At 39.3% G+C, this 20,381-nt stretch carries 14 protein-coding genes; 7 read left to right on the top strand and 7 right to left on the bottom strand.

From position 1 onward, the window contains the following. The first annotated feature begins 73 nt into the window (after positions 1–73). Positions 74–232 (top strand): hypothetical protein, encoded by a 159-nt coding sequence (locus BGP78_RS22610; RefSeq protein WP_157592875.1) that lies wholly within the window; start codon positions 74–76, stop codon positions 230–232. A gap of 232 nt (positions 233–464) precedes the next feature. Continuing rightward, positions 465–1,331, top strand: coding sequence for a hypothetical protein (locus tag BGP78_RS04460; RefSeq protein WP_119860281.1), 867 nt, complete (start codon positions 465–467; stop codon positions 1,329–1,331). Between the two features lie 105 nt (positions 1,332–1,436). Here BGP78_RS04460 and BGP78_RS04455 read toward each other — a convergent pair whose 3' ends face one another. Then, complete coding sequence (locus BGP78_RS04455) at positions 1,437–3,656, bottom strand: hypothetical protein (RefSeq protein ID WP_119860280.1); 2,220 nt, start codon at positions 3,654–3,656, stop codon at positions 1,437–1,439. Between the two features lie 421 nt (positions 3,657–4,077). Here BGP78_RS04455 and BGP78_RS04450 point away from each other — a divergent pair, with 421 nt between their 5' ends. Next, positions 4,078–4,542, top strand: a complete 465-nt coding sequence (locus tag BGP78_RS04450; protein WP_259386153.1) for a GNAT family N-acetyltransferase — start codon at positions 4,078–4,080, stop codon at positions 4,540–4,542. A gap of 182 nt (positions 4,543–4,724) precedes the next feature. On the opposite strand, the gene BGP78_RS04445 is transcribed toward BGP78_RS04450, so the two are convergent. The 3 genes from BGP78_RS04445 to BGP78_RS22605 all read right to left on the bottom strand — a co-directional run bounded on the left by BGP78_RS04445 (position 4,725) and on the right by BGP78_RS22605 (position 10,375). Further along, positions 4,725–7,544 carry a bifunctional aconitate hydratase 2/2-methylisocitrate dehydratase gene (locus tag BGP78_RS04445; RefSeq protein ID WP_119860279.1) on the bottom strand — a complete coding sequence of 940 codons (2,820 nt, stop codon included), beginning with the start codon at positions 7,542–7,544 and terminating at the stop codon, positions 4,725–4,727. 461 nt (positions 7,545–8,005) lie between these two features. After that, on the bottom strand, positions 8,006–10,021 hold the full coding sequence (locus BGP78_RS04440) for an amidohydrolase family protein (RefSeq protein ID WP_119860278.1): 2,016 nt from the start codon (positions 10,019–10,021) through the stop codon (positions 8,006–8,008). A gap of 177 nt (positions 10,022–10,198) precedes the next feature. Then, positions 10,199–10,375 (bottom strand): hypothetical protein, encoded by a 177-nt coding sequence (locus tag BGP78_RS22605; RefSeq protein WP_171044258.1) that lies wholly within the window; start codon positions 10,373–10,375, stop codon positions 10,199–10,201. Positions 10,376–10,542: 167 nt separating this feature from the next. Between BGP78_RS22605 and BGP78_RS04435 the strand changes: the two genes are divergently transcribed. The 3 genes from BGP78_RS04435 to BGP78_RS04425 all read left to right on the top strand — a co-directional run bounded on the left by BGP78_RS04435 (position 10,543) and on the right by BGP78_RS04425 (position 13,495). Next, positions 10,543–11,331, top strand: a complete 789-nt coding sequence (locus BGP78_RS04435) for a PhzF family phenazine biosynthesis protein (RefSeq protein WP_119860277.1) — start codon at positions 10,543–10,545, stop codon at positions 11,329–11,331. 41 nt (positions 11,332–11,372) lie between these two features. Continuing rightward, complete coding sequence (locus tag BGP78_RS04430; RefSeq protein ID WP_119860276.1) at positions 11,373–11,744, top strand: VOC family protein; 372 nt, start codon at positions 11,373–11,375, stop codon at positions 11,742–11,744. A gap of 1,067 nt (positions 11,745–12,811) precedes the next feature. Continuing rightward, on the top strand, positions 12,812–13,495 hold the full coding sequence (locus BGP78_RS04425; RefSeq protein ID WP_119860275.1) for a hypothetical protein: 684 nt from the start codon (positions 12,812–12,814) through the stop codon (positions 13,493–13,495). Between the two features lie 455 nt (positions 13,496–13,950). Here BGP78_RS04425 and BGP78_RS04420 read toward each other — a convergent pair whose 3' ends face one another. The 3 genes from BGP78_RS04420 to ald all read right to left on the bottom strand — a co-directional run bounded on the left by BGP78_RS04420 (position 13,951) and on the right by ald (position 19,720). Next, positions 13,951–16,158 carry a TonB-dependent siderophore receptor gene (locus BGP78_RS04420; protein WP_119860274.1) on the bottom strand — a complete coding sequence of 736 codons (2,208 nt, stop codon included), beginning with the start codon at positions 16,156–16,158 and terminating at the stop codon, positions 13,951–13,953. A gap of 213 nt (positions 16,159–16,371) precedes the next feature. Continuing rightward, the gene (locus BGP78_RS04415; protein ID WP_119860273.1) at positions 16,372–18,243 is read right to left on the bottom strand and encodes a methyl-accepting chemotaxis protein; all 1,872 of its coding nucleotides are present in this window, start codon (positions 18,241–18,243) and stop codon (positions 16,372–16,374) included. 355 nt (positions 18,244–18,598) lie between these two features. Further along, positions 18,599–19,720 carry an alanine dehydrogenase gene (ald, locus tag BGP78_RS04410; RefSeq protein ID WP_119860272.1) on the bottom strand — a complete coding sequence of 374 codons (1,122 nt, stop codon included), beginning with the start codon at positions 19,718–19,720 and terminating at the stop codon, positions 18,599–18,601. Positions 19,721–19,859: 139 nt separating this feature from the next. Here ald and lrp point away from each other — a divergent pair, with 139 nt between their 5' ends. Further along, the gene (gene lrp / locus BGP78_RS04405) at positions 19,860–20,339 is read left to right on the top strand and encodes a leucine-responsive transcriptional regulator Lrp (RefSeq protein ID WP_010363289.1); all 480 of its coding nucleotides are present in this window, start codon (positions 19,860–19,862) and stop codon (positions 20,337–20,339) included. The last annotated feature ends 42 nt before the right edge of the window (positions 20,340–20,381 follow it).

Raw genomic sequence — 20,381 nt, 5'->3', positions numbered from 1 at the left:
ACCAATTATTTTTGTATGTTAATTGCTCATTTGATGTTATTGTGATTTTGATTTATCTAAAAAGGAGATTGTAATGAAATTAAAATTAAAAAAATCAAAATTAAAACTACTAGATAGTAAACCGTCTTTAGCATTAGAGAATACCCCTCAAGTAGCTGGGGGTTATAAAAACCTGAAAACACTCGGCCCTTTAAGTGAATGTCGATGTCCTACAGGCTGGCTTTGCCCATAATTAGACCATGTATTTATAGAGGTGGACTAATATTTTACCTCTGATATTGTTTTTATTAAGGTTTCCATGAGAAGCTAACCGAAAGCCACTTTAATCAAGTGGCTTTTTATGTACTTTATTTATATTAGAGAGTATCACATTTTGATGTTGATTTTGGAGGGAGTTATTTTACTGTATGTTTTAACCTGATAAAATTAGGGTTATTATGACTGAAATATATTAAAGGGTATGAGTGTTACATTTATTAATTTTCTCCGTGCTGCTTGTTGCATTTTCGGCGAATGCTGAAGCGCCTTGGGGGGGGATATCAACAAAATCACTAATTGAAATAAAGAGTGCTAGCGGTTATTTACCTGCAGTTGTCCAAATCAATGTGAATGTTAGAGCGCTCCCAGATAAAAAGGCTAAAAAATTAGGGCTTTTAGAGGGAGGCAAATCAATTAGAGCAGAGCTCTTAACTGGCTCAGAGTGGGCGCGGATTGAATTTAAAGGCTTTGAGGCTTATGTTCATCAATCGGCACTGATCGTGCAATCATACAAAGCTGATATAAATTACTCTATAAAGTCAAATAATAGCACTGTTATTTCTATGTCGGGTTGGCATTACTCATATTTACCAGGCAGCTATTTTTTAAACTATCAAAGTAGTTTACATGGTCAAGCAAGCTTTGGTCCAATTTCAGGAAGTGGTCTTGCATCAATAAAAAGCCACTTTTACAAGCTACGCTATGTAAAACGAGACATATATTTGGCGACAAGTCATGAATCGGGCAATAGAACGTATTATACTGCTTATTTAGTAATACCAACTAAAAAGTCGCTCAGGGTATTTCAATTACCAACATTCACCAAGCATGATCATAATAGCTTATCGATCGACGGTGATATTTTGTTTTTTAAAGGACTGGCGTATAACAGTTGCTGCGAACGTGAACAGTTTGATCTTACGTTTAACTTATCTGACTTTACTTATAAATATATCAATTATACTGTTAATAGCAGTGATAGCGTAGAAGTTAATAGCTTGGAAGTTGATAGTACTGAAAGTAGAGAATTAGAGTTATACTTTAAAACCCTGCCTTTGAGAAGAAATATTTAATATTTCTGTCCAATGATTTAATTTTTAGCGTTTTATAGATAAGCGGTTCCTATTAAAATATAAAAAACACCATCATTAATATGATGGTGTTTTTTATTTAACTATTTAGAAAAACGTGACTTGAACATCAATCCAAGCATTTGCAGTGCCCAGTGTGCCACCTGTTTCTATTGGGTAAATACTAAATTTACCCCAAGGGTCGGTAAATGTATGATTTTTCTGTAAAGGAGCATCATTAAAATCTTCTAACGCCCAATTTGAACTGCGAGAGTTTGGTGTTGAATCTAGTAATAATGAGTTATGGTTGTACCAAGGTGCCGCGTTGTTATCCATATAGTTTTGTAAATTGATCACAATACCATTTTGTAAAAGTGGCGTACGTAATTGTTGATCCGGTGAGGTATTTGCCTCACTCTTTTGCCGCGTTAAATATTCAATCCAAAAAGTTTTATCGCCTGATGGTATTTTAAGACCAATTGCGCCTGGTGCATTGTGCCCATTTGCTGTGCCATGGTTGTACGTATAGATACGATATTTACCGGAAGCCGCAGCCGTTGGTACATCTGTGTCAGAGATCCAGTTATTGAAATAACCTTTATACATTAGGTTCATCTCTTCCAAAGAGTGTGCACCCATACCCATTAAGCCAAAGACGTTACCATAGTTCGTGACGACATCATTTGAATTGCCATTTAGCATGCTATTACCACCTTCAATTGACATTGAATGATGTAATCCTAAAGCGTGCCCAGTTTCATGGGCAATTGTACCTGCAGCATACGTGTAAATTTCCATAAGTGGTGGACCGGCTTGAGAGTTAATGAAGTAGGTTGAGTCTGTGCCTACAGGCGGGGCAGTCACCATTATAATAGTGGCCTCTCCTGGGAAGTTTGGATCTACCCCCACATTAACGAGTTGCTCTTTATAGCCTGGGTTCCATAACGTTTTGTCATTGTTATAGTAATTGTGACTTTGTGGCATCGTAATTTTTGGTTTAATTTCCCAAGTAAAGTTGAACTTACCGTATGATTGCTCGGTGAAGTAATCTTTGGTCTTTTGCATTTCTGTATTGATTTGATCCGTGGTGAATTCTAAATCTTGATCTGGAAATCTAAAAGGATAAACCAATACATGAACGCCATTATGATCATATCCATCATTACCAGGGTCATCCGCGCCTGGGGTTACTCGGCAGCTGGTTTTGTTAAAGTCTGCGACAACACTTGCGCCTTTGAATAAACCCTCTAAGCGAATATTGTTCCAGCCATTGCGAGGGTTGGTCAATACCACACATTCAGTATTCCCGACTTTAGACGAACGGGTGCTGTCGTCACTAGATTTTGGCCACTTACCGTCGGTTCTACCAGCGAGTGTTAAGTTACCTAAACCATAAGACGAACTAATCGCGATACTCGTAACATTTTGGTTAAACGTTGAAATAGCAAAACCAGTGCCTTGTGAAGCGGCTGGTACACATACTGGTACGCCATCTGTGAGTGCTGTTTCAGTAGTCGGATCACTGGTTGCACAAATATCGGCTAAATTACCACCATCCCCTCCATCAGGCGGCGTAGTTGTGTCTGACTTTTTCGTTCTAGTCGTTAATATTGCACTCCAACCAGATATATTTGTCGTATTCTTTGCATACATTACATAGTAGTAGACTTTGTCTTGCGCTAAACCAGTATCAGTAAAGCTGCTTTCATTGGCGTTAACGGTTGCTACTGTGTGCCAAGATACACCTGCTGATGAACGTTGAATGATGAAGTTATCTTCGTTGTTAGAGTTGTCGCGCCAAGAGAGGGTAGCACTCGAGTCGGTTGTTGCACCCGATAGATTGCTAGGTGCAGTAATAATGCCGGTATGCCCATCCCCAGGATTGTCACCACCACCATCTCGACAAGACGTTGCACCAAAATCTACGGCAATCGACGATTTATTGCGGGTGCCAGTGACTGCGATCATCAACCAATACTGACTAGGGTTACTAACGACAACGCACTCACCATTAGTGCCTGAGGTGATTGACTTATAAGCATTGCTATTAGGCCCAGTGCTAGGCCAGCGACCTTGATCAACATATAAACTGAGGTCACCGTTACCATGGCCGGTGCTGATAGCAACACTGTTATGTTCATTCGCGCCGCTCAAACTTAAATAGGCTGTGCCATTGTCATTGACACAAACTGGTGTGCCGTCTGTTATCGAGGTTGAAGGTCCTTGCGTTGCACATACATCAGGCAGAGTTGCACCCAATGCTTGTTGTGAAAGCAGTATTGCGGGGCCGAGTAATAGCTTGGCCCAATGTGATGAAGCGAATTTCATAGTGTTCTCCTTTATCATGTTGTAATTTATTTACGGTGTATGTTGTATGTAGCTTTAAGTTGCCATCTAGGGTTTAATATAATTAAACCAAAAATAAATATATTGTATACAGTATATTTAACAAGGGGTTTACCTATAACACTTTCATCTATCGTTATACTTTTATTGTTATTACCAAAATTTCAAAGAACCAGCCGCGATGTTTTCAGTATTGCTTTTGCTGTATGTGTTTAATGTAAAGCTGTTTTCATTTACATAGCTGCGCTGCTTTCTCATATCAGGAGTACCCTCAAAAAAGTTATTAAGTCATTGTTTAATCTGGAGTACTGTTAAGCGAGTTCTTTGCACTGGCTTATAACTCTGTTACGCTGATCCATTGCTTTCATTAGCTGAAATTATTTTTAAATATCATTTTTTATAGGTGAATTCTTTGGAAATCAGGAAAATTCAAGAAAAGGATTTAGCGCAAGTCAATATTATTTGCATGCGTTCATTTGAAACATCTATCGCGAGTTGTTTACCGTGTGAGGGGGTTTTAACGTTTACTAAAATAGCCAAGGCCAGTGCATTTTTAGAGAGGATGCAGCAAGATAATACCATACTGGTTGCTGTGGATAATCATCAGATCTTTGGGGTTATTGAGCTCAAAGCCGGGCATCACATTGCAATGTTTTTTGTTGATCCAGATTTTCAAAATAAAGGTGTTGGAAGAGCACTATTTAGCGCGATATTACCCCATGTATGCACAGATATTTTAACCGTAAGCGCGTCGCTATCTTCAATTGATATATATAAAAAGTACGGCTTTGAATATGCCGGTGAGGTAGGGGAGTCAGCAGGGCTTGTTTATCAACCTATGGAACTTAAACTCTCTAGCGCTGAATGAGCAGTATAAAATATGGGCTTTTTTAATTGCAGCGTGATTTATGGATGGGTTAAATCAGGTATCGGAAAACGAATAGGTATATAAAAAGGCTTGCTCGGTTACTAAATAAATTTATATAACCGAGCAAGCCTTAATCAACACTAAAATAAAAGCGTATATGCTACGCTTTTATTTTAGTGGTATTAGTTAGCATCAACAACTTTTACAGGTACTGCTTTTTCAGCGCTGAATTTAGTTGTTAGTTCTTCTTCTAACGGGGTAAATGCTGTTAGGTCAATACCATCAACTGCTGCTGTGTATTCTTCAATTGTTGGGAAGCGCCCCAATACTGTTGACAGAACAACAAGTGGGGTAGAACCAAGTAGCGATTCACCTTTTTTCTCTGACGTATCAGCAACAACACGGCCTTGGAAAAGACGCGTAGATGTTGCAATAACGGTATCACCAGGTTCTGCTTTTTCTTGGTTACCCATACATAGGTTACAACCTGGGCGTTCTAGATACATGATGTTTTCGTATTTAGTACGTGCTGCAGTTTTAGGTTTTTCGTCGTCGAATTCGAATCCTGCATACTTAGCAAGAATATCCCAGTCGCCTTCTGCTTTAAGCTCATCAACAATGTTATATGTTGGTGGCGCAACAACCAATGGCGCGTTAAATGTAATTGCACCATTTTTAGCTTCTAGATTTCTTAGCATTTGCGCGATGATCTTCATATCGCCTTTGTGCACCATACACGACCCAACAAACCCTAAGTCAACAGGCTTGTCGTTGTAGAATGATACTGGGCGGATCACGTCGTGCGTGTAACGCTTAGATACGTCTTCGTTATTAACGTCAGGGTCAGCAATCATAGGCTCGTTGATTTGGTCTAAATCAACAACCACTTCAGCATAGTATTTCGCAGCGTCATCCGGTGCTAACGCAGGGTTAGTACCTGAGTTAATTTCTTCGATACGCTTATCTGCTAAGTCGATAAGACCTTGCAGTGTTTTCGTTTCGTTTTCCATACCTTTGTTGATCATGATCTGGATTCGGCTCTTAGCAAGCTCGATAGATTTGATCAGCGTTTCGTCATTTGAAATACAGATTGAAGCTTTCGCTTTCATTTCTGCAGTCCAGTCAGTAAACGTGAACGCTTGGTCAGCCATTAAAGTACCAATGTGTACTTCGATAACACGACCTTGGAAAACATTTTCACCGCTAAATTGCTTAAGCATTTGCGCTTGAGTTGAATGTACTACATCACGGAAGTCCATGTGGCCTTTCATGCTGCCTTTAAAAGTTACTTTTACAGACTCAGGAATAGGCATTGCCGCTTCACCTGTAGCCAATGCTAGAGCAACAGTACCAGAGTCAGCACCAAATGCGACACCTTTAGACATACGTGTATGCGAGTCACCACCGATAATAATCGCGCGGTCATCAATGGTAATGTCATTCAGCACTTTGTGAATAACGTCAGTCATTGAATGGTAAACACCTTTCGGATCACGAGCTGTGATTAAGCCGAATTTGTTCATGAATGCCATTAGTTTTGGAATGTTAGCTTGTGCTTTGCTATCCCAAACAGATGCGGTGTGACAACCTGACTGGTACGCACCATCAACAATAGGTGAAATCACAGAGGCAGCCATTGCTTCAAGCTCTTGTGATGTCATTGGGCCCGTCGTATCTTGTGAACCTACAATGTTTACTTTAACGCGTACATCAGAACCTGCGTGAAGTGCAGTTTCAGATGCAACACCGACAGAGTTGTTGTTAAAGATTTTTTCAACCGCCGTTAGGCCTTGGTTCTCATGAGAAATCTCTTTTGATGCAGCATATACAGCAGGTGCTTCAATACCTAATGTTTCAGCTGCAAAAGTTTGTAGCTTCTTACCAAATACAACCGCATAAGAACCACCTGCTTTCATGAACTCAACTTTTTGAGGAGTGAAAGCTGAAGACACATCAACAAGTTCTTTGTCACCGTTGTATAGTTTTTTCTCTTTGGTATCGATTGTAAATACAGTACCCGTTGCAACAGAATAAGCTTCTTCAAGTACTGGGTCGCCATTTGCGTCAGTAACATTGTTGCCATTTTCATCTGTTTTCTTAACCCAGTTTTGAAGGTCAAGACCAATACCGCCAGTTACGCCAACTGTCGTTAAGAAAATAGGTGAGATACCATTTGTACCTGCAACTACTGGCGCAATGTTAATGAATGGAACATATGGACTTGCTTGTTTACCCGCCCAAAGTGCCACGTTATTAACGCCAGACATACGTGACGAACCAACACCCATAGTACCTTTTTCAGCAATAAGCATCACTTTTGCGTTAGGGTGCTTTTTCTGTAGCTCTACAATTTCTTGTTGTGCTTCAGGAGTGATCATGCATTTACCGTGTAATTCACGGTCAGCACGAGAGTGCGCTTGGTTACCTGGAGAAAGTAAGTCAGTTGAGATATCGCCTTCACCAGCAATATAAGTAACAACGTCAATTTTTTCTTCAATTTCAGGTAGTTTAGTGAAAAACTCTGCTTGTGCGTAACTCTCTAGAATGTCTTTTGCAATTGCATTGCCCGCTTTGAATGCAACTTCTAGACGCTCAGTATCAGCTTCATAAAGGAATACTTGTGTTTTTAATACGTCAGCTGCTGGTGCAGAAACAGCTGCATTATCGCTTAATGCTAAATCAAGTAGCACTTCAATAGAAGGACCACCTTTCATGTGAGATAGTAATTCAAAAGCGAAAGTAGATGTGATTTCTTCTAAAACAGACTCACCAAGAATGATTTCTTTTAGGAATTTTGCTTTTACACCGGCTGCGCTGGTGGTTCCTGGTAGCGTGTTGTAGATAAAGAAATTTAATGAGTCTTCGCGATGCGCATGACCCGTATCTTTAATTTGACCAATAATTTCAGATAGTAAATCAGCACTATCAATTGGCTTTGGATTCAATCCAAGTTCTTGTTTACGGTTTTGGATTTCATCCATGTATTCTGTGTACAAACTCATAGAAACCTCTTTTGCTATACAATGCTCATATATAAAACCGGCTTATTTTACCTGATTTGCCTCGCCGAGTAATCATTTAATTGAGGTGTACTGTAACAGTGACGGATTTGCTTATCAGTTACAGCTCAGTTTGATTATTTATCAATCAAGTCAAAAGCCATGCTCGCTAGAGTTGAATTATAGACTATGGGAATGATTGATTAGTGTGAAGTCTTGATATAGTGCGTGATGGCGCGGCTATATAGTAGGGCACTTTTTATAGGCCATTAGAAATGAACGTTAAAAAGTGGAATGGATTTTGATGTCGATGGTGAGTGAGCGTTAGACTAAAGTTTTAAGTACGGCAGCCATAAATTTAAGCCATACAATTAGTTAATAACAGAGATTAGGAAAGAGTAAATCCTAACCCTGTTATTAAAGTACCCTTTATTAAAGGGAAAGTGGTTCTGTATCTGTATTATTTAATGTGTGATTTTGCTCGCTGATACAAACGGTTTAACACCAATCGCGTTATAAATTTGTTCTGGCTTGAATACTTGTTCACCTTTAATGATCAATGATGGTTTACGCAGTGCCTTTATGTCTTCAAGTGGATCACCATCAACGAGTACCAGATCTGCAGTTTTATTTTCGTCAATAGATCCTGTTTTGTGTGCAACCCCTATTAATTTTGCGGAGTTAATGGTGGCCATTTTCATTACCTCTGCGGTTGGGAACCCGGCAAGGGCATACAGCTCAAGTTCTCGGATCAAGGTAAAGCCCGCAACGTTATCCGTGCCTGGTACAATATTGACACCGGCATCGTACAGCTTTTTCAACATATTTTGCATTGCTTCACCGGAGCGCTGGTAGTTAATTTTATGAATTTCTTCAACATGCATAGCGGCGCCCTTCATTTGGCGCACAAAAGACACTGGCATGTGATCTATTAAGTGTGCATATTCAGGGTTTACTTTTTCATTCTCGGCCATGAGTAGACTTCTAAAAGTCGATACCGTGGCATCTACCACGATTTTTTTATCCGCGAGCAGTTTAATGAATGCTGTCATCTCGTCAGTATCGAGGGGTAACTCGGTTGCCTGTTCGCCAATTAAACTAAAGCGTTTTGTGGTGCGAGTGTCGACATCTTGACCTGCTAAAAAGTTTAAAAACAGCATATTGATATGTTGGATCTCATCATAACCTGCATTTATTGCTTGTTCTGCAGTCATAAATGCGGGTACGTGTCCACTGAGTCGCAACCCTCGGTTATGTGCTCTATCTGCGATGGGCTTAACCCATTTAGGGTCGATTGATGAGTAAAGTTTGATTTGTACATAGCCATTATCAGCAAAAAAGTCGACGGTGTTCAACGCCTCTTCAAGTGTTTCAACACTAAGCCCTGCTGAGTTTTCACTGAGTTTGTCCATAAAGCCAGCACGATAAACACGTGTGCCGAGCACTCGGTTGGTATCGAATAATGACTCTATTTCCATGATGTTTTTGTGTTCGTTACCCATATCTCGAACACTTGTTACGCCATTGGCGATATTTAAAATGCCATTTTCTTTAGAGAGGTGGCCATGCATATCCCATAAGCCGGGGATCAATGTCTTTCCTGAGCCATTCACTGTGGCCATACCATTTACTTGAATTGGTTCATTTGAAATACGCTTTATTTTACCGTCACGCAGCAAAACATGTTGCCCAGAAGTAACAACGCCTTGCTCAACATCGAGTACTGCCACGTCTTTAATTAACAGTGATTGATGTGTATGGGTAAGAGATGCAGACAAATCTTCTAAATAGATTTGTTCTTGTTCTTTTTGAAGTTTACGCAGCGTGGCAAATTCTGATTGTGGAACACCCTTACGTAAAACATACATGCCGCCCCCCCAACTTTGCGCAAAATAATTGCCTTTATTGTCGTACCATGCAAAGTCAGGTGTGAGGGCTAAACCGCTAGTAACGTAAAGGTGAATGTCTGCATTTTGTAGTTTGCGGGTTAATAACTTACGAACCTGAACTTGACCATGTGGGTATACATCAGCCTGTGTTTTTCCTGTTTTAATTAAATAACGCAAACGCGCATTTTCAAGTATCAGGGATGAGTTTTTCGCTACGTAAAAATTGACGGTGTCGTCTTTTATACTGCCTTTTTCATCGGTATCCTGCCATGTCGCAATACCCTTGTTATATTCGAATTTTTCGGATATTGGTGCACCGAATGCAGAACTACCATGGGTTGTAAAAGAAACTGGGATACCATTTTCTCCTAACGACATAGTTTCACTAATATTGACTCGACGGTTATTCCAACCAAACTGTGTTTTTGATGTGTAAGTATTTTTGTCAACTTGCGTTTGCGACATGCTGCCAGCAAGGCCTTTTTCTGTATATACATTATTAATGATTGTAGTGGCAGACGCCTGCGTAACTAATAAAGCGCAACACAGAAGAAAGGTATAGTTATTGAGTTTTTTTATTGTTTTTTTCAATTTTTCCTCTATTAAAATTAAACTTAATATATAAGTGTAACATGATTGGTTTTATATTTCCTGGTGAATGCGGAGTTACGCTGTTTACATTGAAGGGTGGGGTGTTATTATTGCGAATAAAACTTAATGAGATAAAAGTGTTTTTATTCTCATTAAGTGTTTTTTATCTGTGTTACTTTAGAAACAAGTTACTGTTGTACAACCATCGTAGTCAGATTTGCATCCCCAGCTTTGGTGACATTTATTAGATTGACGTTCTCTATACGCGCCAGCAATCTCAGGTGTTTGCGCTTTATCTATGCTCTTATCCATTGATAGATTTTTCATGTTTTTCTTTTTTAGATTTAATCTCATTTTGCTTTCCTTAATTTATAAGCCCCAATGACCTATCATCTACTTTGTAACATATAAAAAAATTAATAAGAAGGAATTAAAGTCATTTAAAATTAGTGGTGTTATGTTTGTTTCGAGTTATGGTAAGTTATGTATTCATGGTTAATCTAAGGCGGAGACGTTAAATTATGAAGTTGTTAGTACGATTTATCGATGCATTTATAGGGTATAATTGCAAAGGGAATTCTGCGGCGGTTATAGAAGTTGATATGCCATTAACTAAACAGTTAATGCAAGAGGTTGCAACAAAAAACAATGTGTCGGAGACCTCGTTTATTATACAGAATAAAAATAAATATGAGATCCGTTGGTTTTCACCATTAACTGAGATTGACTTTTGCGGACACGCTACACTTGCATCTGCACATTATTTATTTGAAGAAAACCCAGAGTTAGAAAAAGTGGTGTTTATTACTAAAGCAGTTGGTGATATAACCGTTGAAAAGCAAGTTGATGGTGCAATTCTTATGGATTTTCCCAAACAAGAACCTAACTTAGTTACTTCTCCACCAAAGGCTTTAATAACAGGGCTTACGATTAAGCCAGCTGAGGTATATTGCAATGCTCAAGCTTACTTCGCAATTTATAACACAGAGCACGATGTGCATATGTTAGAATACACGACGAGTGAATTAATTAAGCTGGCCCCAAGAGATGTTGTTGTGACTGCTTTATCTCAAGAATATGATTTTGTTTCGCGTTATTTTTGGCCAGCTAATGGGGGTGATGAAGATCCTGTAACAGGGTCAATTCATACCGGTCTTGCGCCATTTTGGGCTCGCCGATTAAATAAAAACGCATTAGTTGCTTATCAAGCGTCTGAACGAGGTGGGATCCTGGATTGTTTGGTTGATAATGACAGGGTTGCGATCTGCGGTAAGGCAGCTACCGCTTTACGTAGTAGCGTAACTATTTAGCATAAAAATAGTTTGAAAACTTGAATTAAGGAAAGTATTAAATGAATTTGAATCAAGTTACTTTACCTGTCAGAGATATGAAACAGGCTGTCGATTTTTATAGGCTACTAGGTTTTACTCACATTGTTGATACAGCACATTACGCGAGATTTGAATGCCCTGATGGCGGCGCAACATTTTCGTTGTCACTCGATTTATCTGTTTATAACAATGGCGCTGTAATCTACTTTGAGTCAGAGAGATTGGATGAATGGTATCTCGAACTTGTGAGCAAGGGCCTCACTTTTGAACACGAGCCTGTTGATCAAAGCTACCTGTGGCGCGAGGCGGTGTTATATGACCCATCTGGGAATAAAATAAAATTATATTGGGCTGGAGAGAATCGTTTAAACCCACCCTGGCGAGTGAACTAGTGAGATTCGTTAATATAGAGACTCAATAACTTGAGAAACAGGAAGTGTGTAAAATCAGAACGCTATACGGCATAACTTCGTAAATGTGCAGTTTGGCTTTTTATTGCAAACTACATGGCACTCTTCCCTTTGGGCATAGTTAGTAGCAATTTCAGATAAACTGGGATGTACACCAGAAACACTTATGGGATGGGTTAAATAAGCCCCAGGCTTAGCCGCCTCAATTGTCCTCTAAAAAAATCAGCTGAAGAACGACTTGCAACAGTACAACCGCTAGACTAAGGAACTTCAGTGAATCAAAGATAGTTTGAGGCGGCAATGTTGATCAAATAGCTAACTAGCAATCAATTTCTCAGTGTTAACTCTATTGCTGATATTTGGGCATCCCCGGCCCATTCACTTTACTTATTGCCTTCACTATAATCATCGTTTCAGTATGCTGACGATTAAATTGACGACTTTTTAGCTAATCAGCCATTAATTGTTTAAAACGATCATTGGACTTCCCAGCCTTCATAAAACATCTCTTATTAGAAGTTATAATGTAACTCATTTAGTGTTTAGCAAAGTCTGGTAAGTCCACATTTAATGATATGATCGCACAGAGCCCACAAGTTCAATGATTTAGGAAATAAGGCCGTTTTCTTCTTCATTTTGCATTATGGGTTAAGGTATTTAATGCTCTGAACGCATTAAACCAAAGAATTTAAGTGATTTAGGATTCAACGCGTTTTGTGACCTTTTCCAGCAGTTGGCTTACTCTTATACACCTTTCTATGAGTGTTGCACTTATTATATGAAATAATGCCTTTCTAACTTTTTATTTTATTATATGAAATAAGGATCTTTTAATTTTTTGTTTTTATTTTGTTATATTAAATAATGCTGGTTTTTTGACTTGGTTGGGTTTGTTAAATCATTGTTTTTAATGTGGGTTGTTTTTTGTTGATTTTTATTTTGTAAAGGTTTAATGTTCTTTTCGTGATTTTTATTTGGCCTTGCATTTCCTTGTTTAAAGGCGTTGAAATTTCACGTTTAAATTAAAAATAACTAAAAGGATATTTATTATGGTTTATAATATAAAAAAAAGTACATTAGCTTTAGGTATGGCAGCAGTGTTTTCGGCTTTTTCTGCCTCAGCAAGTCTTACTGCTTCACAGACTAATATGAAGATTGGTGAAATCACTGTATTAGATTGGACTCAATTAACACCGAATAACTACCCTAATCCTACTTTTAACCTATGGGTAACCAAGCCTAATGGTGAGCCAAGGCTTGCTTTTAGAAAAGGTTATACAGAGCGTCGTTTTGCGAGACCGATAGACATGAGTGGCAGTCACTTCTATGAAGTTGAAATCTGTGACTCTAATGGAAATAACTGTATGTTACCATCTAATGCTTCAATAGTTATTAATGTTGATAGTGGTTGCGATTTTTTTAATGGAGGTTATTCATGTGACAATTACCAAGTAACTCAATCTGCATCATCTGGTCAGTATGTTTCTGAATTTCAGGTAATCAAAGATCGTGCGACTTGGAAGTTTACAGATAATAACACTCAATCAGCAGCTTATTACACTGCATGCAAAGATGGTTCAAACTTATCTCAAATTACACAAAGAGAAAATACATCTTCGGGCTATATTAGTCGTATAATTGATTTCGTATCAAAAAGAAGTGGTTATGTGACTTGGACACATTTGTCAAACGCTGGTAGAACAAGTAACAGTACATATATCGGCCACTGTTAAGGGTTTTTCAAAATTACCACTTATATTAAAAATCTATTTATTTTAAGTGGGAATTTATATGTAATAAAAGGCTGTTTTTAAATGGCCTTTTTAAATTAAAAATTAAATGTATTTTATTCTTTGTTTTAAATGTGAGAGTAAATGGAAAGGTGTAATAATTTAAAATACCTGCATGTGAGTTAAAGTTAGAAGTACACTAATTTTTAAGTTAGGCTGATTTTTGTAATGTACACTTGTCATGGTTCTCAATTCCATGAATACTAAAGCCTGCTAAAGCCTGCTAAAGCCTGCTAAAGCCTGCTAAAGCCTGCTAAAGCCTGCTAAAGCCTGCTAAAGCCTGCTAAAGCCTGCTAAAGCCTGATAAAGACGCAATTTGAGAGGGTTTCTCAATTCAGCGTGTTAAGAGCATAGTGCAGTGGTAAATGAACACCTTGCCCTTGATATTTTATACGTTCTTAAAACTTGTATTTAATGTTTGCTGTTACAGTGCGGCGTTGACCATAAAAACAATCACCGCGATAAAGGCAGCTTGTTACGACTGTTTTATCACTTAAGTTCTTGACGTTAAGGTTAATATCTATGTTGTCAAATTCATAACCGATCATAAAGTCAAATAGGGTATAGCTATCGGTGACTTTACGGGTATTAATGGCTTGGCCCATGAATGTGATGTCTCGACTGCCATCGTATGTTTCACCCACATATCTAAAGCCAGCACCTACTTTAAACCCTTCAAATGATTGCTCTGGTCTATACGTAATCCATGTATTTAACATGTGTTTAGGTGTTGCTGACAGCGGTGCTGTATCGGTCAGGGCTTGGCTTAAATAGCTTGTTTGACCCGATGCATACAATTGTACAAGTTCCGCCAGTGTTTTATCGGATGTTTCTTGTTCAGATTTGGTATAGGCATAAGCAGAATATACATCAAATTGGTCAAACTCTAATTGTGCCTCTACTTCGAATCCTTCTATATCAACACTGCCATCTTGTACGGTGACTTCTGGCGAGACCACACGCTTTTTATTTTTATCAGTGATGTCAAAATATGAAGCTGTGATCAGGTGCTCAGTTCCTTTTGGTTGGAACTTAACACCAACTTCGACTTGTTCACCTTCTTGAGGCTTGAAATCACCTCCTTGTGGGCGTGAACCATAAATTGGTAGAAAAGATTCTGAGTAGCTCGCATAAGGTGCGATACCATTTTCAAAACTGTATAGGATCCCTAGGCGACCTGTTGTTGCAGATTGCGTAGTCTTAACTGAATTAACGGCATCGCTTTGGCTTTTAACCTTGTCTCGACGCAGTGCGGCATTAAACACCCAGTTATCATATTTAATGGTATCTTGAATGTAGAAACCTAACTGACGATCATTCTTCCCTGGCGTGTCTGGGATCAGGGCTGTGGTAGGTAAGAACCCTGTTTTACCATATTCAGGGTTATACAAGTCCAGCGACGTATTTACATCTAAACCTATGGCTGCTTTTATTGACGCGGGAGTGAGGTATAAGCGGTCTGTATCGGTATCTGCGCTTTGATAATCAAGACCCACAACTAAGTTATGCTCAAGGTCTCCGGTGTAAATGAGGCCATGAAGCTGTAGGTCAGATGTAATTGTGTCAGATGATGCATCTTGTAAACTGAAGTTACGTTCAATACTGCGCTTATCATCCTGAAACTTTGGTGGCCACGCATACATGGTACGGTAAATGGCTTCGCTCTCTAAATAACGCGATGACCAGCTTATTGAGAAGTCCTCATTTAATGCGTGATCTAAAATGAGTGTAACTGCATTTTGTTCTGTGTCATATTTATCCCAGCCAGGCTCGCTTACAAAACGACGACTGTCGATTTGACCATGCTCTGCTGGTAAGAGTGTGCCTTCATGGGGAAAGAACTGAGTACTAGAGCCTGATTTATTTTTTTGAGTATTAGCCAGTACTGTTATGCTCGTACTGTCATTGATATGCCATGCTAAACTTGGCGCGAAGAAAGTAGCGTCATTATCAACAAAGTCAGTTTGAGTACCACTTTCTCGGTATAGTCCCACAAAGCGTGCTTCAACCGATCCGTTATCAGTTAATGTTGTGTTGAAATCACCGGCTATTTGTTTACGACCAAAGTTACCGACTTGTGCGATGATCTCTCCCTCCGTTTGTGCATGAGGGCGCTTGGTGACCATGTTTATGATCCCGCCCGTTGAGCCTTGTCCGTAAAGCATTGATGAGGGACCTTTCAATATCTCAATCCGCTCCATGTTATAGGTATTTGGACGTGCATTATTGTAATAACCAAACATCAGCTGTAGGCCGTCTAAGTATTGTACGGGTGCTACGCCACGAATATTGGCCCAATCGCCGCGCGTATCTACGCCATACGGGCCGTTAAAAACGCCTGCCACATAACCAATTGCTTCTTGTAGGTTTTCTGCGCCGAGAGCTTGAATTCGTTCTGAGGTAAGTACTGAAACAGATACGGGGCTTTCGATAATTGGCGTATCTGATTTACTTGCTGAGGCACTGACATATGAAATAAGCCCAGTAGGGCTAACCGTAATTTTTTCAATGTCATCTTGCTTTATATCATCAGCAAGCGTATTTCCTGACAGTGCGATAAGGGAAGCAGCGAGGAGCTTGGGATATTTTAGTTTAAGTTTTTTCATCTTTGAACCCAGAATATTATTGAGAGAGTAGAGAATTTGCGCGGATTATACGGGTAATGAGATGTATTCGCAATTGCATTGTTGAATAAAACTTATTACTGATTTTGCGTTTTAGTAATATTTATTGACAGAAGATGGGTTGGTGGGTATGAAAAAATAATAAGAATACACTGGCATATCAGTATTTTGACATGCCAGTTACAGTAAAAGGGATTATACTTTAAATTGTTCTAGCATATTTTCTTGATGTGCAATTTTATCAACTTGACTTTGCATTGTTTCGTCTACTGTATTGGCTTCATTAAACACCATATCAGAGATATTTCTTATTTCTAATGCATTATGGTTAACATCATCTACCACTTGACGTTGTTCGTTTAGCATACTGGCAATATGTAAGTTTAAATCAACAATATGCGCAATCGCGCTACGTATTGTATCAAGAGATGATTTTGTTTCATCAGCTTTGCCAACCGTTTTTTCGACCACTGATTGGCTTTGTTTCATAACCTGTACTGCATTAACGGCACCAGACTGGAGTTGGTCAATCATGGTTTTGATTTCAGTCGTTGCTTCTTGTGTACGCTGTGCGAGGGTTCTTACCTCATCTGCAACAACTGCAAAACCTCGACCGGATTCACCTGCTCGGGCAGCTTCTATGGCAGCGTTGAGCGCTAAGAGGTTAGTTTGCTCTGCAATGCCATTTATTACAGATAATATTTGTTCAATTCCACTTGATGATACTTCCAGCTCATTTACAACATTAACAGCAGTAGAAATTTGCTCAGATAAATGGGCAATTGTATCCGTTGTTTCTGTGACAATTTTTTGCCCGTCTAATGCCGCGCTATCTGTACTTTGTATTGCTTCTGCAGCTTCTTGCGCAGTTGTAGCAACTCGCTGTTCTGTAGTTGACATGTTCTCCGTGGCTAAAGCAAGCGCGCTAAGTGACTCTAGCTGTCGTGATATAGCTGTACTCGCATGATTAGCACCAGAAGAGGTTTGTTTGGCATCAGCAAGGATCTCATGTCCTAACACTTGAATGTCAGCAATGAGTTGTTGAAGTCGAGTGGTGAATAAATTAAAGTTTTGCGCTAAAGATGAAAACTCTGGCTCACTGGCTGTATTTAGACGCACTGTTAAATCTGCGTTACCTTGTGCAATATTGGCCATTGCATCGTTAATGTCTGCTAGGGGTTTCATAAGGAAGTTAATAACAATCGATAGCACGACAATACTAACTAGTACAAACAGCACGGTGAATACGACGGAGTCTTGGGTTAACGCATCGATTGCTGAAAATACGGTTTTCTTTTCCAGTGCAACACCCACTAACCAGTCATATCCTTCTACTTCTTTAAAAACAATAATGTGTTCTTTATCGTTTAATGTTAGCGATTGAGTTTTTGTCGTGTTGAATGCTAATGAGCCTAAGAACTGAGACGCATTTTGTCCGTTTAACTTAGTGTTTGGATGAGAGATTATGATGCCGTCTTTACTCACCATAAACGCGAAACCAGCATCAAATAAATTAAAAGAGTTAATCATGTTGCCGAGCTTAGCCAAGCTCACATCAAAAAATATAGCCCCATGAAAGTTACCATTTTTCTTCACTGGAGTACCAATAGAGACAACTATTTCGTTACTTACTGAATCTGCGTAAGGTGCAGTCACAATGATTTGACCAGCATCTTTAGCATCAGTATACCAAGGGCGCTTGCGAGGGTCCCAAGTTGGCCCTGGATCCCAAGATGGATTACTCGCGACATATTTTCCAGTTTGCTCTTCTCCATATCCGATAAGAATAAACTGCTCGGTCAGTTTTGGTTGAGAAAGCAAAGGGGCTGCGTTAGGCAAAGAATCAATATTGGCCACTAGCCCGGTAGTTAGGGTCGCCAAATTTATACTGCCATCCATTTGAGCGGTAACTGTGTTACTCATACCTTGGATAATTTCAGATACGCTTTGGTCGACTTGAGTCTCAAGGTTATGTTTGATTGAGAAATATTGTTTTATTGAAAGAACACTCAATGCTAAAAAAAGAACGGCTGATGATACTAGGACAATTTTGTGTTTGAACTTCACGTGACATCTCCAACACTTTACATCATTTAAATGTAAAACATGATCAAAAACTTGCAACAATTAGTTGCGATTACTGTAACAGAGTTTTTGAGTTAATTATTATAATAGTTCACGCTAATCCGCAAAATCTAGCCATGTAGATATAAAAAATTAGCTTTTAATTGCATAAGACTGGGTAAATTTAATGCAAAGTAATAGCGCGAGAGTATAGGCAGAGCTAGGAAGTTTATTCGTGGGAGGAAGCTGAGCTAGGTGATGTCGATCAGGCTAATTTGAGTGGTACGTATGTGAATGTTCAATACCGCGAGACACAAAAAAGCCTGCTTAATAGCAGGCTTTTAAAAAAGACCGTCGCTTACGCACTTTCTAGTGCAGCACGCGGGTCAACAAATTCCATGTCAAAGCCTTCTGCAACTTCTTTACATGTGATTTTACCATTAAGAACGTTTAGGCCATTCATGAAGTGTTGATCTTCAAGAAGTGCGGCTTTATAGCCTTTGTTCGCAAGTTTAATGATGTACGGTAACGTTGCATTGTTAAGTGCAAACGTTGATGTACGTGGCACAGCACCTGGCATGTTAGCAACACAGTAATGTACTACGTCGTCTACGATGTAAGTTGGTTCAGCGTGCGTTGTTGCTTTTGAAGTTTCGATACAACCACCTTGGTCAATTGCAACGTCAACAATCGCAGCACCTGGCTTCATACGTTTAATATGATCAGCAGTTACCAGCTTAGGCGCAGCAGCACCCGGGATCAGTACGCCACCAATAACTAGGTCAGCTTCTAATACGTGTTTTTCTAGTGCATCTGCAGTAGAGTAGATAGCCTTAACGCGGTTACCGAATTGAGCATCAATGCGACGTAGTACGTCTGTGTTGCGGTCAAGTATAACAACGTCTGCACCCATGCCTACAGCCATTTGCGCAGCATTGTTACCAACCATACCGCCGCCGATAACTACTACTTTCGCAGGCTCAACACCTGGTACGCCACCAAGTAACATACCGCGACCAGCGTTTGATTTTTCAAGTGCCTGAGCACCAGCTTGAATAGACATACGGCCAGCTACTTCACTCATAGGTGCTAGAAGCGGTAATCCGCCACGAGGATCTGTTACTGTTTCGTAAGCGATACAGATTGATTTGCTCTTAACAAGGTCTTCTGTCTGTGGAAGATCTGGTGCTAAGTGAAGGTAAGTGAATAGGATTTGACCTTCACGCAGCATAGCGCGTTCAACAGCCTGTGGCTCTTTTACTTTTACGATCATGTCTGCTTTAGCAAACACGTCTGCAGCAGTGTCTAAAATTTCAGCACCTGCTTGAATGTAGTCTTCATTAGTGAAACCGATGCCAGTACCTGCATTCGTTTCTACAAATACTTGGTGGCCGTGGTTAATTAGTTCACGAACACTTGCTGGAACCATACCTACGCGGTACTCGTGGTTTTTTATTTCTTTAGGTACACCAATAATCATAATAAATCGCCTTTAATAGAACGGGATAAAATTTTCGACTATTATATTCAGTCTGGAGTAGTGTGTCTCACCTTTTTAACTGTAAATTGTAGTGTTATACTCTGTAATAATTAAATCAACAGAATAAGTAACTAGTCAAATGCACCAACAATTAGACCGAATAGATAGAAGTATTTTAGTTGAATTACAAAAAGACGGCCGAGTATCTAATGTAGAATTAGCTAGGCGCATTGGTTTAAGTGCGACGCCGTGCTTGGAGCGCGTTAAAAAACTGGAAAGAGAAGGCTACATTAGAGGATATAAAGCGGTAGTGGATCCTGCTAAAGTAGGGCAGGGCTTGTTAGTGTATGTTGAAATAACCATTAGTAAAAACTCTCCAGATGTTTTTGATAAGTTTAATCAGGCAGTTAGGCAACATGATGAAATTATTGAATGCCATTTAGTATCGGGTAATTTTGACTTTTTGTTAAAAACTCGCGTAACAGATATGTCTGAGTACCGAGGCGTATTAGGTGATATTTTATTAAAATTACCTAATGTGAGTGAAAGTCGGACATATGTTGTAATGGAAGAAGTAAAAGGTGAAGAAGGTGAAATTGTAAAACCTTGTGCACCATAAAGAAATTCTTGCTAAGGTGTGGCATAGAATACAGAGTAAAAG

The sequence above is a fragment of the Pseudoalteromonas sp. MSK9-3 genome, assembly GCF_003590335.1.
In the GTDB taxonomy this organism is placed as follows: Bacteria; Pseudomonadota; Gammaproteobacteria; order Enterobacterales; family Alteromonadaceae; genus Pseudoalteromonas.
The sequence above is the reverse complement of the archived record's forward strand: the minus strand, read 5'-3'. Positions and strand labels throughout refer to the sequence as shown.